This is a genomic window from Streptomyces sp. RLA123, from assembly GCF_056270165.1.
Genome location: NZ_JBWDOR010000003.1, coordinates 294,888 through 313,473, shown reverse-complemented (window position 1 = coordinate 313,473; position 18,586 = coordinate 294,888). Strand labels below are relative to the sequence as shown.

Sequence of the window (18,586 nt, the reverse complement as noted above, 5' to 3'; positions counted from 1 at the left end):
AACGGGTAAGGGTGCGTGGGAACGACAGTGCCTAGCGCGGCCGGGGACGCAGGACGGGCCGGCTGTGCTTCTCCGGTCCCAGCCGCTTCGCCAGTCCGGCGGGAGTGGGCGTTTCGAAGATCGCGCGGATCGGGACTTCCCTGCCGAGGGTGGCGCGGATGTGACCGGCGAGCTGGGTGGCGAGGAGAGAATGCCCGCCGAGGTCGAAGAAGTTGTCGTCCACTCCGATGCCGGCGACGCCCAGCACCTTCGCGAAGATGCCGCAGAGAGCCGCTTCCTCGGCTGATGCGGGTTCCCTGCTCTCGCCTTGGCCGGCGTAATCGGGCGCCGGGAGGGCGGAACGGTTCAGCTTGCCGTTCACCGTCAGCGGCAGCGCGTCCAGGACGACGATCGCGGACGGGATCATGTACTCCGGCAGCAGGGTCGCGACATGCGTCCGCAGAGCGCCGCCCGCCGCCCGGAAGGCGCTGACGTCCTCGGCGGACAACTCATGGGCGGGCACGATGTAGGCGGTGAGGCGTTGGTCGCCGGGGTGGTCTTCTCTGACGATGACGGCGGCCTGGGCGACGGCTGGGTGGGTGTGGAGTGCGGCTTCGATTTCGCCGAGTTCGATGCGGAAGCCGCGGATTTTGACCTGGTGGTCGGTGCGGCCGAGGTATTCGAGTTGTCCGTCGGTGTTCCAGCGGGCGAGGTCTCCGGTGCGGTACATGCGTTCGCCTGGTTCGCCGTGGGGGTTGGCGATGAATCGTTCGGCGGTCAGTGCGGGTCGGTCGAGGTATCCGCGGGCGAGTTGGATTCCGGCGAGGTACAGCTCTCCGGCGACGCCGGGTGGTACGGGTTGCAGTGCGGCGTCGAGGACGAACGCCTGTGTGTTCCAGACAGGGCGGCCGATGGGTACGGCATCGGCGGTGTCGGCGTCGGGTTCGCAGGTGAAGGCGGTGACGTCGATGGATGCTTCGGTCGGACCGTAGAGGTTGTGGAGGGGGACGCCGAACGATTTCAGGAAGCGGTCCCGTAGTTCGGCGGGCAGGGCTTCGCCGCTGGCCATGACGGCGCGCAGTGACGGCAGGGTCCACGGGGATGTCTCGGCGGCCGCGATGAAGACTTGCAGCATGGACGGGACGAAGTGGGCGATGGTGATCTGTTGGCGCTGGATGAGCTCGGCGAGGTATTCGGGGTCGCGGTGTCCGCCTGGGCGGGCCATGACGAGGGTGGCGCCTTCGAGGAGGGGCCAGAAGAACTCCCATACGGACACGTCGAATCCGAACGGTGTTTTCTGCACGACGCGGTCGTGCGGTGTGAGGCGGTAGGCGTTTTGCATCCAGGCCAGCCGGTTGGCGACACCGGTGTGTGGGACCGTCACGCCCTTGGGTCGTCCGGTGGAGCCGGAGGTGTAGATGACGTAGGCGGGGTGGGCGGGTAGCAGGACGCTGCCGCGGTCGGTGTCCGACAGGTCTCCGTCGGCCAACCTCCCCAGCTGAGCCGCGGTGGTGGGGTCGTCGAGTACGACCCGTGCCGCATCTTCGGGCAGCACACCTTCGGCCTGGCGGGTGGTCACGACGAGTGTGGGCTTGGCGTCCCGCAGTAGGTAGGCCACGCGCTCGGCCGGGTACTCGGGGTCGATCGGCACGTAGGCGGCGCCGGCTTTGAGTACGGCGAGCAGGGTGATGACGAGATCGGCGGAGCGGTCCATGATGACCGCGATCCGGTGTTCGGGACCGGCCCCGCGCGCGACCAGTGACCGTGCCAGCCGGTTGGCCTGCGCGTTCAGTTCCGCGTAGGTGAGTTGGAGGTCCTCGAACACCACCGCGGCAGCGTCCGGGGTCCGGGCCACCCGCGACTGGAACAGCTCGGGAAGCGTCGCGGGAGCAACATCACGGGCTGTGTCGTTCCACTCGACCAGAAGCCGGCGCTCCTTTTCGTCCAGAACGTGGATCGCGCGCAACGGCCGTCCGGGATCCTCCTCGAGCGCCGTGACGAGATCCTCGACCGCAGTGTGCATGAAGGCGCCCAACGATCGCGGATCGACCGGGGCCACCGCTTGGACGGTGAAGGTGAACAGGGGGTCCTGGTCGTTGACGGCGAATTCCAACGGGTAGTTGGTGCGCTCGTGCCCGTGCAGCAGCTCGACCCCGTCGGGGGTGGGTGCGGCGGTGTCCTCGTTGTGGCGGTAGTTGAACAGCGAGGTGAACAGCGGTGTCCGGGCAGGAAGGGCGCTGGCCCGCTGCGCCAGGATGAGAGGTGCGTGCTCGTGCACCAGCAGGTCCGCGAGCCGGCGCCGCATGGCGTGCACGGCGTCGCGCACGCTCAAGGAGCCGACGTCGAGGCGGGCGGGCAGCGTGTTGACGAACAGGCCGGGCACCCGGTCGGCCCCGGCGCCCGCGTTCATCCGGCCGAACAGCACGGTGCCGAACACCACGTCGTCACGGCCGGAGGTGGCCGACACGACGCGCGCCCAGGCGACGTGGAACAGCGTCGCCGGGCTGACACCCAGGCGTCGCGCCTGCTCCCTCAGTCGCCGCGCCACATCCGCGTCGAGGGGCATGCGCACCTCGGACACGCCGCGGCCGTCGCCGTGCACGTCCAGCAGCCCGTACGGCGCGGTCGGCTCGCTCACGTCCCCCAGAAGTTCCGCGAAGAACCGCTCGTGCTCCTGCGCCGGGATCATGAGACGTGCCCGCGCGACGAACTCGCGGAACGGCAGCGGCGCCGGCAGCGTGTCTCCGCTTCCGGAGAGGATCGCGCGGATCTCCTTGAAGACCAGGGCGAGGGACGTACGGTCCTGCACGAGGTGATGCACTTCGAGCAGGACGTACCACCGCTGGTCGTCGGGGTCCTGCGCGACGCCGGCCTGCAGCAGGGGGGCGCGCCGGACGTCCATCGGCGCGGTGCGCGTGGCCAGCAGGCGGCCCACGACATCCGCGCCCTCCAGCTGGAAGGTCGTGACCGAAAGGGGAGCGGTGCGCTGGACGACCTGGACGGGCTCCCGGAGCCCTTCCCACAGGAACGCCGTACGCAGGATGTCGTGCCGGTCGACCACCTGCTGCACGGCGGCGAGAACGGCGTCCACACGCTGCCGGGAGTCGAAGCGGAGGACGTACGGCAGCGTGTACAGGTCGGTGCCGTTGTCGCCTTCCAGCAGGTGGTGGAAGAGGATGCCTTCCTGAAGCGGGGCCAGCGGGTAGATGTCGGCGATGTTGGCCGCACCGCCGGGCACCTCCGCGGTGATTGCGGCGATCTCCTCCGCCGTGAGGGCGGCCAGCGTCACCATCTCCGGAGTGATCGTCGTGGCATCGGCGGGGATGCCGTTGGCCGGCAGCACCACCTTCGGAGCGCCCTCCAGCGCCGCCAGACCGGCCACGGTCGGGCTGGTGAACAGCGTCCGCACATCCACCGCGACACCCGCCGCCCGGGCCCGCTCCACCAGCGTCACCGCCAGCAGTGAGTGTCCGCCCAGCTCGAAGAAGTCGTCATCGACACCGACGGAGGGCAGGCCGAGGACCTCGGCGAACAGCGCGCACAGGATCTCCTCCTGCACCGTCGACGGCCCACGCCTGGTAGCCCCGGCACCGTATTCCGGAGCCGGCAACGCCCTGCGGTCGAGCTTGCCGTTGACCGTCGACGGCAGTGCGTCGAGCACCACGATCACGGCCGGGACCATGTACTCGGGCAACACCTGAGCCGAGTGAGCGCGGACCTCCGCGGCGTCGGTGTCACCGGCCGACACCACGTACCCGGCCAGGCGCCTGTCGCCCGGCCGGTCCTCCCGCACCACCACTGCGGCCTGTGTGACGGACGGGTGGGTGAGCAGGGCGGCCTCGACCTCGCCGAGTTCGATGCGGAACCCGCGGATCTTCACCTGGTCGTCCGTACGACCCAGGTATTCCAGCTGCCCGTCGGTGCTCCACCGGGCCAGGTCGCCGGTGCGGTACATCCGCTCGCCGGGTGTGCCGTAGGGGTTGGCGACGAACCGTTCGGCGGTCAGGCCCGGCCGGTCCGGATAGCCCCGGGCCAGCTGCACACCGGCGAGGTACAGCTCGCCCGGCACCCCGGCCGGCACCGGCCGCAACGCCGCGTCCAGCACGAACACCCGGGTGTTCCAGATCGGGCGTCCGATCGGTACTCCGCCACTGGCCTCGGCACCCGGCTCACAGGTGAAGGCGGTGACATCGATGGCAGCCTCGGTCGGGCCGTACAGGTTGTGCAGGGAGATCGGCAGCACCGCGTGGAACTGGTCGCGCAACGAGGCTGACAACGCCTCGCCGCTGCAGACCACGGCCCGCAGGGACGCGCACTCCTGGGCGGTGGGCTCGGCGACGAACACCTGCAGCATCGACGGGACGAAGTGGGCGACGGTGACCTGCTCGCGCTGGATCAGCCCGGCCAGGTACCCCGGGTCACGGTGACCGCCCGGACGGGCCGCCACCAGCGTCGCACCTTCGATCAGCGGCCAGAAGAACTCCCACACCGACACGTCGAACCCGAACGGGGTCTTCTGCACCACCCGATCGTCCGACGTCAGCCGGTAGGCGTCCTGCATCCACGCCAATCGGTTGACCAGGCCCCTGTGGGTGATCGCGACGCCCTTGGGACGTCCGGTGGACCCTGAGGTGTAGAGCACGTACGCCGGGTGATCGACGAGCAGGCCACGGCTGCGGTCGCGGTCCTCGAGGTCGTTCGCGGACAGCCGGCCGAGCGTGGTGGTCAGTTCCGGGTCGTCCAGGACGAGGCAGGGGACCTGCCCGCCGTTCGCCGGCTTCAGGGCATGGGTGGTGAGCAGAAGCACGGGTCCGGCGTCGGCCAGGAGAGCGGTGACGCGGTCGGCAGGGTGGTCGGGGTCGATGGGGAGGTAGGCCGCGCCTGTCTTGAGGACGGCCAGCAGGGTGACGACGAGATCGGCGGAGCGCTCCAGGTGGACGGCGACAAGGCTTTCGGGTCCGGCACCGCGTCCGGCCATCAGGCGGGCGAGCCGGTTGGCACGGGCGTTGAGGTCGGCGTAGGACAGCCGGACGTCTTCGAAGACCACGGCGGTGGAGTCGGGGGTGCGCGCGACCTGTGCCTGGAAGAGGTCAGGAAGCGTCGCCACCGGCACCTCGTGCGCGGTGTCGTTCCACGCCGCCAGCACGCTGTGCCGCTCGTCCGCGCTGAGCAGGTCGATGTCGGTGACGGGCCGCGCGGGGTCGGTGGTCGCGGTGTCGAGGATTCGGACGAACCGCTCGGCAAATGATTCCACCGTGCTGTGATCGAACAGGTCGGAGGCGTAGGTGATGGAGCCGACCAGGCCGCCGGTGTCGGTCTCACGGAGCTGGACGTCGAGGTCGAACTTGGCGGGCTGATCACCCGTGTTCAGCAGGTGGGCTTCGATGCCGGGCAGATCGAGGCTCGCGGGAGCGGCGTTCTGCAGGGCGAGCATGACCTGGAAGAGGGGGTGGCGGGCCATGGACCGGGCGGGGGCCAGGTCTTCCACCAGTCGTTCGAACGGCACGTCCTGGTGGGCGAAGGCGTCCAGACCCCGTTCGCGTACGCGGTGCATCAGTTCGCGGAAGGACGGTTCGCCCGAGACGTCGGAGCGCAGGACGAGGGTGTTGACGAAGAAGCCGACCAGCTCGTCCAGGCTTTCGTCGGTGCGGCCCGCCAGCGAGGTCCCGATGGGGATGTCGGCACCCGCGCCGAGACGGAAGAGCAGGGTGGCGAGGGCGGCCTGGAGCACCATGAACACGGTGACGCCCTCGGCGCGGGCCAGACCGGTGATCCGCTGGTGGAGCTCGCTGTCGATGCGCACGCCGACGGTGCCGCCGCGGTGGGTGGCCACCGGCGGCCGGGGCCGGTCGGTGGGCAGGGCGAGTTCCTCCGGCAGGCCGGCGAGGGCCTCGCGCCAGTAGTCCAGCTGGTGGTTGAGGACACTCGCCGCGTCGTGGTGCTCGCCCAGGAGGTCGCGTTGCCAGAGGGTGTAGTCCGTGTACTGGACCGGGAGCGGTTCCCAGGCGGGAGCGTGGCCGTCCGACCGGGCGGCGTACGCGGTGGAGATGTCGCGCGCGAGTGGTGCGAGGGACCAGCCGTCGCCGGCGATGTGGTGCAGCACCAGGACCAGAGCGTGTTCCCGTGGTGCTCTGGCGAACAGCCGTGCCCGCAGGGGGAGTTCCTTGGCAAGGTCGAAGGGGCGACGTGCTTCCCCGGCCACTGCCTGCGCCAGCTCGCCCGCCGGCATCTCCTCCGGGAAGAGCGGCAGGTCGATCGACTGAGGGGCCAGGACGCGCTGCTCAGGTGCGCCGTCGACATGTCCGAAGACCGTGCGGAGGACTTCGTGGCGGATGACGACGTCGTTCAGAGCGGTCCGAAGGACGTCCGGGTCGAGGTCGCCGGTGAGGCGGAGGGCGATGGGGATGTTGTAGAGCGCGGACGGTCCTTCCAGCTGTTCCAGGAACCACAGGCGCTGCTGGGCGTACGACAACGGCACCGCGCCGGGCCTCGGCCGGACCGTCAGCGGCAGGCGGGTGGCGTCGGCACCGCTCCTGGCGAGACGGAGGGCGAGTCCGGCGACGGTGGGGGTCTCGAACAGGGCGCGGATCGGGATTTCGGCCCGGAGGGTGGTGCGGATGCGGCTGACCAGGCGGGTGGCCAGCAGGGAGTGGCCGCCGAGGTCGAAGAAGTTGTCGTCGACCCCGACGTGCGGGAGGCCGAGGACGTCGGCGAATGCCTGGCTGAGGAGGTGTTCCTGGAGGGTCCGTGGTTCCCGGCCCGGGCTCGTGGCGGTGTAGTCGGGGGCGGGCAGGGCCCTGCGGTCCAGCTTGCGGTTCACCGTCAGCGGGAGCGCGTCCAGTGCGACGATCGCCGCCGGCAGCATGTAGTCCGGCAACACGGCTGACAGGCCGGCACGGACGTCCGCGATGTCCACACCGTCCGCAGCGCTCGCCGGGACGATGTATCCGACCAGGCGCTTGTCGCCGGGCCGGTCCTCCCGCACCACCACCGCCGCCTGGGCGACGGACGGGTGGGCGAGCAGGGCGGTCTCGATCTCGCCGAGTTCGATGCGGAAGCCGCGGATCTTGACCTGGTCGTCGGTACGGCCCAGGAACTCCAGTCGACCCTCGGCGTTCCACCGAACCAGGTCACCGGTCCGGTACATCCGCTCGCCGGGTGCGCCGTACGGATTGGCGACGAACCGCTCCGCCGTCAGCGCGGGCCGGTTGACGTACCCCCGGGCCAGCTGAACACCTGCCAGGTACAACTCCCCGGCCACCCCCGGCGGCACCGGCCGCAACGACCGATCCAGCACAAAGGCCCGGGTGTTCGCTATCGGACGGCCGATCGGCGGAGTGCGGCCCGACGACGGCGCGGCACACCGCATCAGCGTGGCCCCGATGGTCGTCTCCGTCGGCCCGTAACTGTTGCAGAACTCCCGACCGGCAGTGGTCCACCGGTCGACGAGACCCGCGTCCGGTGCTTCACCCCCCACCACGAGCAACCGCAGCTCCGGCAACCGCGCAGGGTTCAGCGGCCGCGCCACCCCCGGTGTCACATGCGCCACCGACACGCCCTGCGCACGCATCAAACCCTGCAGGCGCTCGAGGTCGACCCGATCCTCATCGGCAGCCAGCACGAAAACCGCGCCGGAGGTCAGGGTGACGAAGAGGTCCTGCACCGACACATCGAAGCTGAACGCCGTCGCCCCCAGCACTCGCGAACGCTCATCGATCCCGTACTCCGGCGCGACGGCGGCGATGTTGTTGGCGAGCGAACGATGCGTGACCACCACGCCCTTGGGACGCCCCGTGGAGCCGGAGGTGTAGACGACGTACGCACGGTGGTCGAGCAGGAGCGGGCTGCGCCGTTCCACGTCGGACAGATCATGCGCGGCGCGGCCCGACAGGTCCTGCCGGACCAGGGGATCGCCGAGTGACAGACGAGGCACGTCGACGCCCCGCAGACTCTCCCATGTCGCATCGTCGGCGATGACGACCGAGGGCCGTGCGTCGGAAAGCAGATACGTGATGCGATCGACCGGGTGACCGGGATCGATCGGGAGGTAGGCGGCTCCGGCCTTGAGTGTGGCGAGGATGGCGACGATGAGGTCGACGGAGCGGGGGAGCGCGAGCGCGACCAGTTGCTCGGGCTGTGCCCCGTGGTCGGTCAGCAGTCGGGCGAGCTGGTTGGCGCGGGCGTTGAGTTCCGCGTAGGACACTTCGGTGCCTTCGAACACCACGGCCGGCGCCGTGGGAGTGCGCGTCACCTGCGTTTCGAACAGCTCCGTGACCGTGGTCTGCGGCACCTGCCGGGTGGTGTCGTTCCACTCCACCAGGATGCGGTGGTGTTCGGCGGGGTCCAGCACGTCCACGCGGTTGACCTGCGCCGATGGATCGGCGGTGACCGTTTGCAGGACGCGGATGAATCGTTCGCCGATGCCGGCGGCGGTGGGGTGGTCGAAGAGGTCGGTGGCGTAGGTGATCGCGCCGTGCAGGCCTGCGGGGGTTCCGTCGTGGGTGAGGTGTTCGTTGAGCTGGACGTCGAGGTCGAATTTGGCGGGGCCGTTGCCTGTGGGCAGGGCTTCGATGGTCAGGCCGGGCAGGTCCAGTTTGGCTTGTGTGGTGTTCTGGAGGGTGAGCATGATCTGGAAGAGGGGGTGGCGGGCCATCGAGCGGGTGGGGGCGAGTTCTTCCACGAGGCGTTCGAACGGGACGTCCTGGTGGGCGTAGGCGTTCAGTGCGCGCTCACGAGTGCGTTCGAGGAGCTGTGTGAAGGTGGGGTTCCCGGACAGGTCGGAGCGCAGGACGAGGGTGTTGACGAAGAAGCCGACGAGGTCGTCGAGTGCTTCGTCGGTCCGTCCGGCGATGGGGGTGCCGATGGGGATGTCGTTCCCGGCGCCGAGGCGGTTCAGCAGGACGGCCAGTGCGGTCTGCATCACCATGAACACGGTCACGCCGTGCGCGCGTGCCAGGTCCACGATTGCCTGGTGGACTTCGGTGTCGATGTGGAGGTCGACGGTGCCGCCTTGGTGGGAGGCCACTGGCGGACGAGGCCGGTCGGCCGGCAGGGCCAGTTCCTCGGGCACTCCGTCCAGTGCGTGGCGCCAGTGCGCGAGTTGCTCGGTCAGGAGGCCGCTGGGGTCGGTCTCGTCACCGAGAAGGTCCCGCTGCCACAGGGCGTAGTCGGCGTACTGCACGGGCAACGGCCGCCAAGCAGGGGATTCGCTGGTGGTGCGGGCGGTGTAGGCGGTCGACACGTCGTGGGCCAGGGGGCCCAGCGACCATCCGTCACCGGCGATGTGGTGCACGACCACGACCAGGACATGCTCGTCGGGGCCGGTCCGGAACAGATGTGCGCGCAGCGGGATCTCGTCTGTCAAGTTGAAGCGGTGCTGCGCCGCTTCGGTGACCAGGCGGGTCAGTTCGGGCTGGGGGGCCTGTGCGGCGTCGACGGTGGTGAGCAGGTCACCGATCGTGTCGGCGTTCACGATGCGCTGGTAGGGCTGGCCGTCGATGGTGGTGAACATGGTGCGCAGGACTTCGTGGCGGTCTACGACGTCGTGGAGTGCGGCGTGCAGGGCGTCGGTGTCGAGTGTGCCGGTCAGCCGTAGGGCCATCGGGATGTTGTAGGTGGGGGAGGGGCCTTCGAGTTCGCTGAGGAACCACAGGCGTTGCTGGGCGAAGGACAGCGGCACGAGTTCCGGTCGCTGCGCCGGGATCAGTGGGGGCCGGGAATGGCTGGAGGTGGTCAGCCGGGTGGCGAGTTCTCGGAGCGTGGGGGCCTCGAACAGGGTGCGGATCGGGACCTCGACGCCGAACACCGACCGGATGCGGCTGGCCAGGCGTGTGGCGAGGAGGGAGTGCCCGCCCACGTCGAAGAAGTTGTCGTCGACTCCGACCGACGGCAGGTTGAGTACCTCGGCGGCCAGGGCGCACAGGATTTCTTCCTGGGCGTTCGCCGGGCCGCGGCTGGTGGCAGCGGCGCTGTAGTCGGGGGCGGGGAGGACTTTGCGGTCGAGTTTGCGGTTCACCGTGAGCGGGAGCGCGTCCAGTGCGACGATCGCCGTCGGCAGCATGTAGTCCGGCAACACGGCTGACAGGCCGGCACGGACGTCCGCGATGTCCACACCGTCCGTAGCGCTCGTCGGGACGATGTATCCGACCAGGCGTTTGTCGCCGGGCTGGTCCTCGCGAACGATGACGGCGGCCTGGGTGACGGCCGGGTGGGAGGCCAGGGCGGTCTCGACCTCGCCGAGTTCGATGCGGAAGCCGCGGATCTTGACCTGGTCGTCGGTGCGGCCGAGGTATTCGAGTTGTCCGTCGGTGTTCCAGCGGGCGAGGTCGCCGGTGCGGTACATCCGCTCGCCGGGTGTGCCGTAGGGGTTGGCGACGAAGCGCTCGGCGGTGAGGCCGGGGCGGTTCAGGTATCCGCGGGCGAGCCCGGCTCCGGAGACATACAGCTCCCCGGGCACGCCGATCGGCACCGGCCGAAGTGCGGCGTCGAGGACGTATACCTGGGTGTTCCAGATGGGCCGGCCGATTGGGACGCGGCCGTCATGTCCGGTGTGCAGGGTCGCCAGCGTCGACCAGACGGTGGTTTCCGTGGGGCCGTAGAGGTTGGTCACCGATACTGCCGTCGCCGTCAACTGCTGGGCTAGCGCGGGGGGCAGCGCCTCGCCGCCGACCAGTGCCCGCAGTCCGCTGATCGTGTCCGGTGCCTGAGCCGTCAGGGCCTGCCACACGGCGGGGGTCGCCTGCAGTACCGTGGCGGCCGAGCGGTGGATCAGGTCGGCCAGGGCCCGTGGGTCCCGGGTGGTGTCGCGGTCGGCGAGTACTACGCGGGCGCCCGACACCAGCGGTACGTACAGCTCCAGTGTGTGGATGTCGAAAGCGACCGTGGTCACCGCGACGAGGGCGTCGTCGGCGTCCAGCGTCAGGTGTTCACGCATGGCGGCGATGAAGTTGCCGAGTGCGTGGTGGGAGACCACTGTGCCCTTGGGGCGGCCCGTGGAGCCCGAGGTGTAGATCACGTACGCGGGGTGAGCGGGCAGCAGCGCCACGCCACGCTCGGTGTCGGTCAGGTCCCCACCTTCAAGGCGGGAGATCGCCTTGACGGTCTCCGGGGCGTCCATGACCAGCCGCGCCGTACCTTCGGGCAGCACCGCCGTCACCGCACGAGTGGTCACCACCAGCGCGGGCCGGGCGTCGGCCATCACGTAGGCGATCCGATCGGCCGGATGACCGGGATCGATCGGGAGGTAGGCGGCTCCGGCCTTGAGTGTGGCGAGGATGGCGACGATGAGGTCGACGGAGCGGGGGAGCGCGACAGCGACCAGTTGCTCGGGCTGTGCCCCGTGTTCGATCAGCAGTCGGGCGAGCTGGTTGGCGCGGGCGTTGAGTTCCGCGTAGGACACTTCGGTGCCTTCGAACACCACGGCAGGCGCCGAAGGGGTTCGCGTGACCTGGCTCTCGAACAGCCCCGTGACCGTGGGCTGCGGCACCTGCCGGGTGGTGTCGTTCCACTCCACCAGGATGCGGTGGTGTTCGTCCGGACTGAGTATGTCGATCCGGCTCACGAGAACAGATGGATGTGCGGTGACCGTTTCCAGGACCCGGACGAAACGTTCGCCGATACCGGCGGCGGTGTGGTGGTCGAACAGATCGGCAGCGTAGGTGATCGCACCGTGCAGCCCGGCAGGTTCGCCTCCGTCGGTGAGGTGTTCGCTGAGCTGGACGTCGAGGTCGAACTTGGCCGGGACCTCGCCGGTGGCCAGCACCTCGACGGCCAGGTCGGGCAGGTCGAGTTCCGGTGTGGTGGTGTTCTGGAGGGTGAGCATGATCTGGAAGAGGGGGTGGCGGCCCATCGAGCGGGTGGGGGCGAGTTCTTCCACGAGGCGTTCGAACGGGACGTCCTGGTGGGCGTATGCGCCAAGGGCGGTCTCACGGGCCTGGCTCAGCATGTCCAGGAAGGTGGGGTTCCCGGACAGGTCGGAGCGCAGGACGAGGGTGTTGACGAAGAAGCCGACGAGGTCGTCGAGTGCTTCGTCGGTCCGTCCGGCGATGGGGGTGCCGATGGGGATGTCGTTCCCGGCGCCGAGGCGGTTAAGCAGGACGGCCAGTGCGGTCTGCATCACCATGAACACGGTCACGCCGTGCGCGCGTGCCAGGTCCACGATTGCCTGGTGGACTTCGGTGTCGATGTGGAGGTCGACGGTGCCGCCTTGGTGGGAGGCCACCGGTGGACGCGGCCGGTCGACCGGCAACGTCAACTCCTCGGGAATCCCACCCAGCGCGTGACGCCAATACGTCAACTGTTCTGACAGCAGACTGGCGGAATCGGAGGCGTCGCCCAGCAACTCCGGCTGCCACAGGGCGTAGTCGGCGTACTGCACGGGCAACGGCCCCCATGTGGGGGATTCGCCGGTGGTGCGGGCGGTGTAGGCGGCCGACACATCCCGTGCCAGCGGGCCAAGCGACCATCCGTCACCCGCGATGTGGTGCACGACCACGACCAGGACATGCTCATCCGCCCCGACCGCGGCCAGCGACATGCGCACGGGAATGTCGCTGGCCATGTCGAACCGGTACCCCGCGGCCTCGGTCACCCACGATTCCAGGGCGCCCTCCGTCACCGGGACGGCAGGCAACACGACGCCGACCTCTTCGGCCGGAAGGATCCGCTGGTAGGGCTGGCCGTCGATGGTGGTGAACATGGTGCGCAGGACTTCGTGGCGGTCTACGACGTCGTGGAGTGCGGCGTGCAGGGCGTCGGTGTCGAGTGTGCCGGTCAGCCGTAGGGCCATCGGGATGTTGTAGGTGGGGGAGGGGCCTTCGAGTTCGCTGAGGAACCACAGGCGTTGCTGGGCGAAGGACAGCGGCACGAGTTCCGGTCGCTGCGCCGGGATCAGTGGGGGCCGGGAATGGCTGGAGGTGGTCAGCCGGGTGGCGAGTTCTCGGAGCGTGGGGGCCTCGAACAGGGTGCGGATCGGGACTTCCACGCCGAACACCGACCGGATGCGGCTGGCCAGGCGTGTGGCGAGGAGGGAGTGCCCGCCCACGTCGAAGAAGTTGTCATCCACTCCGACGGACGGCAGGTTGAGTATCTCGGCGGCCAGGGCGCACAGGATTTCTTCCTGGGCGTTCGCCGGGCCGCGGCTGGTGGCAGCGGCGCTGTAGTCGGGGGCGGGGAGGGCTTTGCGGTCGAGTTTGCGGTTCACCGTGAGCGGCAACGCGTCCAGGACGACCACGGCCGAGGGCACCATGTAGTCGGGCAGCAGGCCGGCGACGTGGGCGCGCAGTGCGGCACTGTCTGTCTGCGCAGTGGAGTCCCCGGTGGTGACGACGTAGCCGATGAGGCGTTTGTCGCCGGGCTGGTCCTCGCGGACGATGACGGCGGCCTGGGTGACGGCCGGGTGGGAGGCCAGGGCGGCCTCGACCTCGCCGAGTTCGATGCGGAACCCGCGGATCTTGACCTGGTCGTCGGTACGGCCCAGATACTCCAGCTGACCCTCGGCGTTCCACCGAACCAGGTCCCCGGTGCGGTACATGCGTTCGCCCGACCCGCTGTAAGGGTCGGCGACGAAGCGCTCCGAAGTGAGGCCGGGGCGGTCAAGATATCCCCGGGCCAACCCGGCTCCGGAGACATACAGCTCGCCAGCGATCCCGATCGGCACCGGCCGAAGCGCCGCGTCCAGGACGAACGCGCGGCTGTTCCAGATGGGTTGTCCGATTGGGACGCGGCCGTCATGTCCGGTGTGCAGGGTCGCCAGCGTCGACCAGACGGTGGTTTCCGTGGGGCCGTAGAGGTTGGTCACCGATACTGCCGTCGCCGTCAACTGCTGGGCTAGCGCGGGGGGCAGCGCCTCGCCGCCGACCAGTGCCCGCAGTCCGCTGATCGTGTCCGGTGCCTGAGCCGTCAGGGCCTGCCACACGGCGGGGGTCGCCTGCAGTACCGTGGCGGCCGAGCGGTGGATCAGGTCGGCCAGGGCCCGTGGGTCCCGGGTGGTGTCGCGGTCGGCGAGTACCACGCGGGCGCCCGACACCAGCGGTACGTAGACCTCCAGTGTGTGGATGTCGAAAGCGACCGTGGTCACCGCGACGAGGGCGTCGTCGGCGTCCAGCGTCAGGTGTTCACGCATGGCAGTCACGAAGTTGCCGAGTGCGTGGTGGGAGACCACTGTGCCCTTGGGGCGGCCCGTAGAGCCCGAGGTGTAGATCACGTACGCGGGGTGAGCGGGCAGCAGCGCCACGCCACGCTCGGTGTCGGTCAGGTCCCCACCTTCAAGGCGGGAGATCGCCTCGACGGTCTCCGGGGCGTCCACGACCAGCCGCGCCGTACCTTCGGGCAGCACCGCCGTCACCGCACGAGTGGTCACCACCAGCGCGGGCCGGGCGTCGGCCATCACGTAGGCGATCCGATCGGCCGGATGACCGGGATCGACCGGCACGTAGGCCGCCCCTGTCTTCACCACCGCCAGCAGGGCGACCACCAGGTCGACCGAGCGGTCCATCAGCACGGCCACCCGGCCCTCCGGCCCCGCGCCCCTGGTGACCAGCAGCCGCGCCAGACGGTTCGCCCGGGCGTTCAGCTCCGCATACGTCAACCGGGTGTCCTGGAACACCACCGCGGTCGCGTCCGGCGTGCGCGCGACCTGTGTCTCGAACAGCTCGGGAAGCGTCGCGAGGGGAACGTCCCGCGTGGTGTCGTTCCACTCCACCAGGACGCGGTGGTGCTCGACCGGGGTGGCCAGATCCAGCCGGGCGATCGGCGCATCGGGCTCCAGGTGGGCCAGGGCCGCGAGCAGATGAAGAAACCGAGCCTGGTGGGCGGCATTCTCTTCTTCGGTGTAGAGCGCGGGGTTGGCCAGGAAGTCCAGCCGCAGACCTGCCTCCCGCTCGTAGATGAGGATCGTCAGGTCGTCCACCGCACCGTTCGCCAGATAGGTGCGCGCGGTGGTCTCGCATCGCCCGAACCGGGGCAGTGTCCGGTCATCGGGAAGAAAGTTGATCTCGGGGCCGAACATGCGACTGTCCGTGCGGGGGAGTTTCAGGTCGCGATACAGGTCTGCGTATCGGTAACGCTGGTGCTGGAGAACCCCCCGGCTTGCCGCGGACGCCTCCCGAGCCAGGTCACGCACGCTCATGCCCGCCACGACGCGCAGACGCAGCGGCAGCGCTTGGGCCATGCTCGCCACCGATCCCCGCACACGCGACCCCTTGCGCGCCGTGACGGTCAGTCCCAGCAGGACGTCCTGCGCCTGCGCCACCCGTTGCACGTACAGGCCGGCGGCCCCGATCAGCAGGGCGGGCAGGGCGACGCCCGACGCGCGTGCCACCTGCCGAAGCGACTGCGCGACCTCGGCCGAGACCACGGCGGTCCGGCGGTGAGCATGAGGCGACGCCGATGCCGACGCCGACGCCGTCCGTGAGGCCAGGGTCACGACCTCGGGCGCGTCCTCCATCCGCTCCCCCCAGTACGCCCGGTCCTGCGCGAACTGCTCGCTCCCGCGGTACGACTCGTCGTCCGCCACGATCTCCTCGAGGGTCGCGAACGGGGTGAACGAGCAGTCCCGCCTCTCCTCCAGGGCGCTGTAGATCTCCGTCACCCGGTTCAGCCACACCGCGTACCCGACGGCGTCCACCGCGATGTGATGGGCCCGCAGATACACCACGGTCCTGTCCTCGCCCACCAGGAGCGCGGCAAAGGTGATGATCCGGCCGTGCTCGAGATCGGCGGGACGGGCCGCGTCGGCACGCATCCATGCCTCGGCGGCCGCCGCCGGCTCGGACTCCTCCCGCAGGTCGATCACGGGCAACCGGTAGTCAGGCAGGGGTTCGGCCACCTGCCACGGCCCGTCGTCGCCCTGCCCGAATCGCCGATGCGACAGCTCGGCCTCGGCCAGCGCCTGGCCGAACGCCTTCTCCAGCAGGCCGAGTTGTAGAGGACCGGCGATGTCCAGGTACTCCACCATGTTCTGGGCCGGGCTCTCCGGATCCAGCGCCTGGGCGTACCAGATGCCCTTTTGAGCCGCGGTCAGGGCCATCTTGGCATGGTTCGGCATATTGAACATCCTGTGTACTTGATATCCAGCGAGAAATCAGCGCAAAGTTCTGTGTCACACAGACTCGGCAGCCGTCAGTGACAGATGCAGCCGGCGTAGCCACTTTCGGCTCCCGGAGTCCGTCCGCGAGCGCGGTGTCATGCCGGACCGCCCGGGTGGGGACCGGGGAAGCCCTTTAACCGTCTTTGAAGATGTGGTGCGTTCTCGCTGATATCAGAAGAACGAGTGGCTGCCTTGCATGCGGCTTGGCTGAACGGTTCGGCGCCTGTGAGGTCACCTGTGGTCCACGTTCAGTCCCCGGGCGGCGGCCCGGGGAGCCGTCTCGGATTCCGGGGAGCGGTGAAGATGTGCAGCGCGTGCGGCGGTCTCAGCCCGGAGCTGCTCGGCCCCGAGTGCGGTCCGCTGCGATTCAACGGACCGCAGAAGTCGGTGCGTTCAGTTGCCGCCCATGGCATCGACCAGACTCTGGGGTCGCATGTCGGTCCATGTGCGCTCAATGTAGTCCAGGCAGTCCTGTCGTGCAGCCTCGCCGAATGCGATCTCCCAACCCTCGGGGACATCGACAAAGGTCGGCCAAAGAGAGTGCTGCTTCTCTGCGTTGACCAGCACCAGGTAAGTGGCTTCCTGGTCCTCGAACGGGTTCGTCATGTCTGGCACTTTCCGATGCTTGCTCAAATTACCTGTGCTTTACCGAACTTTACTCAGCGGAAAGTAGCGATCGCAAGCAAACGTGGAGTTACCTCTGGTCAGCACCGGGATGATCCTGTGGTGGCAGGTGACTGTGGATCGGCTTCGTCGTCCGGGTGGGACAGGCCCTGATCGCGCTGCTGCAGCGGATCGCGGAGCGGCGAGTTCCGGCCCGGGCGTCGAGGATGCCGTTGACCTCGTGCTGCCAGGGCATCAGGACCGCGCTGCCGGTTTCCAGGACGGCGATGGTGCCGGCGTTGGCCACGGCCGGGATCAGTGCGTCTCCGTTCCCGTCCAGGCCGAGGCCTGCCGGGTCGCTGGACTCGCCCCGGCGGTTGTGTCCGCACGCGATCGCGACGTCGGCGCTGCCGGCTGCCGCGGGGCCACGTCCGCTCCGGGTGACCCGGCCTTCCCGCGCCTACCCGCGCGGTATCTGCGCGGTAGCCGGACTCCGGCAGGATAGGTGCATGCATCTCGATGTCCTGCGAATCCGTGAAGACTTCCCCGCGCTGAGGGAAAAGGTGGCCCACTTCGACGGGCCGGGTGGCTCACAGGTGCCCCGCCAGGTAGCCGAGGCGATGGCCGCGGTGATGTGCTCGGGCATCTCCAACCGGGGCGCGGTGACAGCCGGCGAGCGCCGTGCCGAGCACGTCGTCACGGAGGCGCGGCAGGCCATGGCGGACCTGCTCGGCTGCGATCCGCGCGGCGTGGTCTTCACCCGGTCGGCGACGCAGGCGGCGTACGACGTCTCCCGGGCCCTGGCGCGGCAGTGGACAGCCGGTGACGAGGTGGTCGTCACCCGTCTGGACCACGATGCCAACATCCGGCCGTGGATCCAGGCGGCCGAATCCGCCGGTGCGGCGGTGCGGTGGGCCGCGTTCGATCCCGGCAGCGGTGAGTTGAGCGTCGACGCCCTTCGGGAACAGCTGTCCGGCCGGACCCGGCTGGTGGCGGTCACCGGGGCGTCGAACGTGCTGGGCACACGCCCCGACATAGCGGCGATCGCCGCGGCCGTCCACGAGGCCGGAGCCTTGCTGTATGTGGACGGGGTGCACCTGACGCCGCACGCGCCGGTCGACCTGGCCGCCCTGGGCGCGGACTTCTTCTCGTGCTCGCCCTACAAGTTCTTCGGCCCCCACCATGGTGTCGTGGTCGCCGATCCGGGACTGTGGGAGACGTTGTACCCGGACAAGCTGGTGCCCTCCACCGATGACGTGCCGGAACGTTTCGAGCTGGGCACCCTGCCGTACGAGATGCTGGCCGGCACCACCGCGGCCGTGGACTACATCGCCTCACTGGCGTCATCTGCGGGCGACCGGCGCAGCCGGGTGCTGGAGTCGATGCGGGCGGTCGAGGCATACGAGGAGAAGCTGCTGGGGCGGTTGCTGGAGGGGCTTTCGGGTATCGGCAGGGTGCAGTTGTACGGCGCGCCGGCACGCCGTACGCCGACGGTGTTCTTCTCCGTGGCGGGAGTGCCCGGCCGGGAGGTCTACGAGCGGCTGGCGCGGCTTGGTGTGAACGCCCCCGCGGGCAACTTCTACGCGCTGGAGGCATCGCGGCTGCTGGGGCTCGGCGACACCGGTGCGGTGCGTGCCGGGCTCGCCCTGTACGTCGACGGCGGGGACGTGCAGCGGCTGATCGACGGTGTGGCGGAAGTGGCCAAGTGAACCGCGGAGTGCTGGTCACGGGCGCGTCCCGGGGCATCGGCCGGGCCGTCGCCGCGGCGTTCGCACAGGTCGGGGACCGGGTCGCGGTCACTGCAACAGGTCTGCGCGGAAGGCCGAGCAGGCGGCTGCGTCGCCTCCGGGCGACGGACACGTCACCGTCCGGGCGGACATGACCGACGCGGAGGCGGTGCGGCGTGCCGTGGACACG

The 18,586-nt window shown here is 69.5% G+C and carries 3 protein-coding genes and 1 pseudogene; 1 reads left to right on the top strand and 3 read right to left on the bottom strand.

Going from position 1 to position 18,586, the window contains the following annotated elements; translation table 11 throughout:
• Nucleotides 1-31: 31 nt before the first annotated feature.
• The 3 genes and pseudogenes from RV983_RS01475 to RV983_RS01465 all read right to left on the bottom strand — a co-directional run.
• Entirely contained in the window at nt 32-16,024 is a 15,993-nt protein-coding gene (locus RV983_RS01475; protein WP_475983916.1) for a non-ribosomal peptide synthase/polyketide synthase, read from the bottom strand.
• Between the two features lie 435 nt (nt 16,025-16,459).
• Entirely contained in the window at nt 16,460-16,672 is a 213-nt protein-coding gene (locus tag RV983_RS01470) for an MbtH family protein (protein WP_475983915.1), read from the bottom strand.
• Nucleotides 16,673-16,760: 88 nt separating this feature from the next.
• Nucleotides 16,761-17,081 (bottom strand): annotated as a pseudogene (locus RV983_RS01465) (glycoside hydrolase family 3 C-terminal domain-containing protein); the annotation flags it as partial.
• 97 nt (nt 17,082-17,178) lie between these two features.
• On the opposite strand from RV983_RS01465, the gene RV983_RS01460 reads away from it, so the two are divergent.
• Nucleotides 17,179-18,378 carry a cysteine desulfurase-like protein gene (locus tag RV983_RS01460; RefSeq protein ID WP_475983914.1) on the top strand — a complete coding sequence of 400 codons (1,200 nt, stop codon included), beginning with the start codon at nt 17,179-17,181 and terminating at the stop codon, nt 18,376-18,378.
• Nucleotides 18,379-18,586: the final 208 nt, after the last annotated feature.

Coding starts and splice junctions, on each gene's coding strand:
- RV983_RS01470 (WP_475983915.1), bottom strand. CDS start 16,672: ATGACGAACCCGTTCGAGGACCAGGAAGCCACTTACCTGGTGCTGGTC.
- RV983_RS01460 (WP_475983914.1), top strand. CDS start 17,179: ATGCATCTCGATGTCCTGCGAATCCGTGAAGACTTCCCCGCGCTGAGG.
- RV983_RS01475 (WP_475983916.1), bottom strand. CDS start 16,024: ATGCCGAACCATGCCAAGATGGCCCTGACCGCGGCTCAAAAGGGCATC.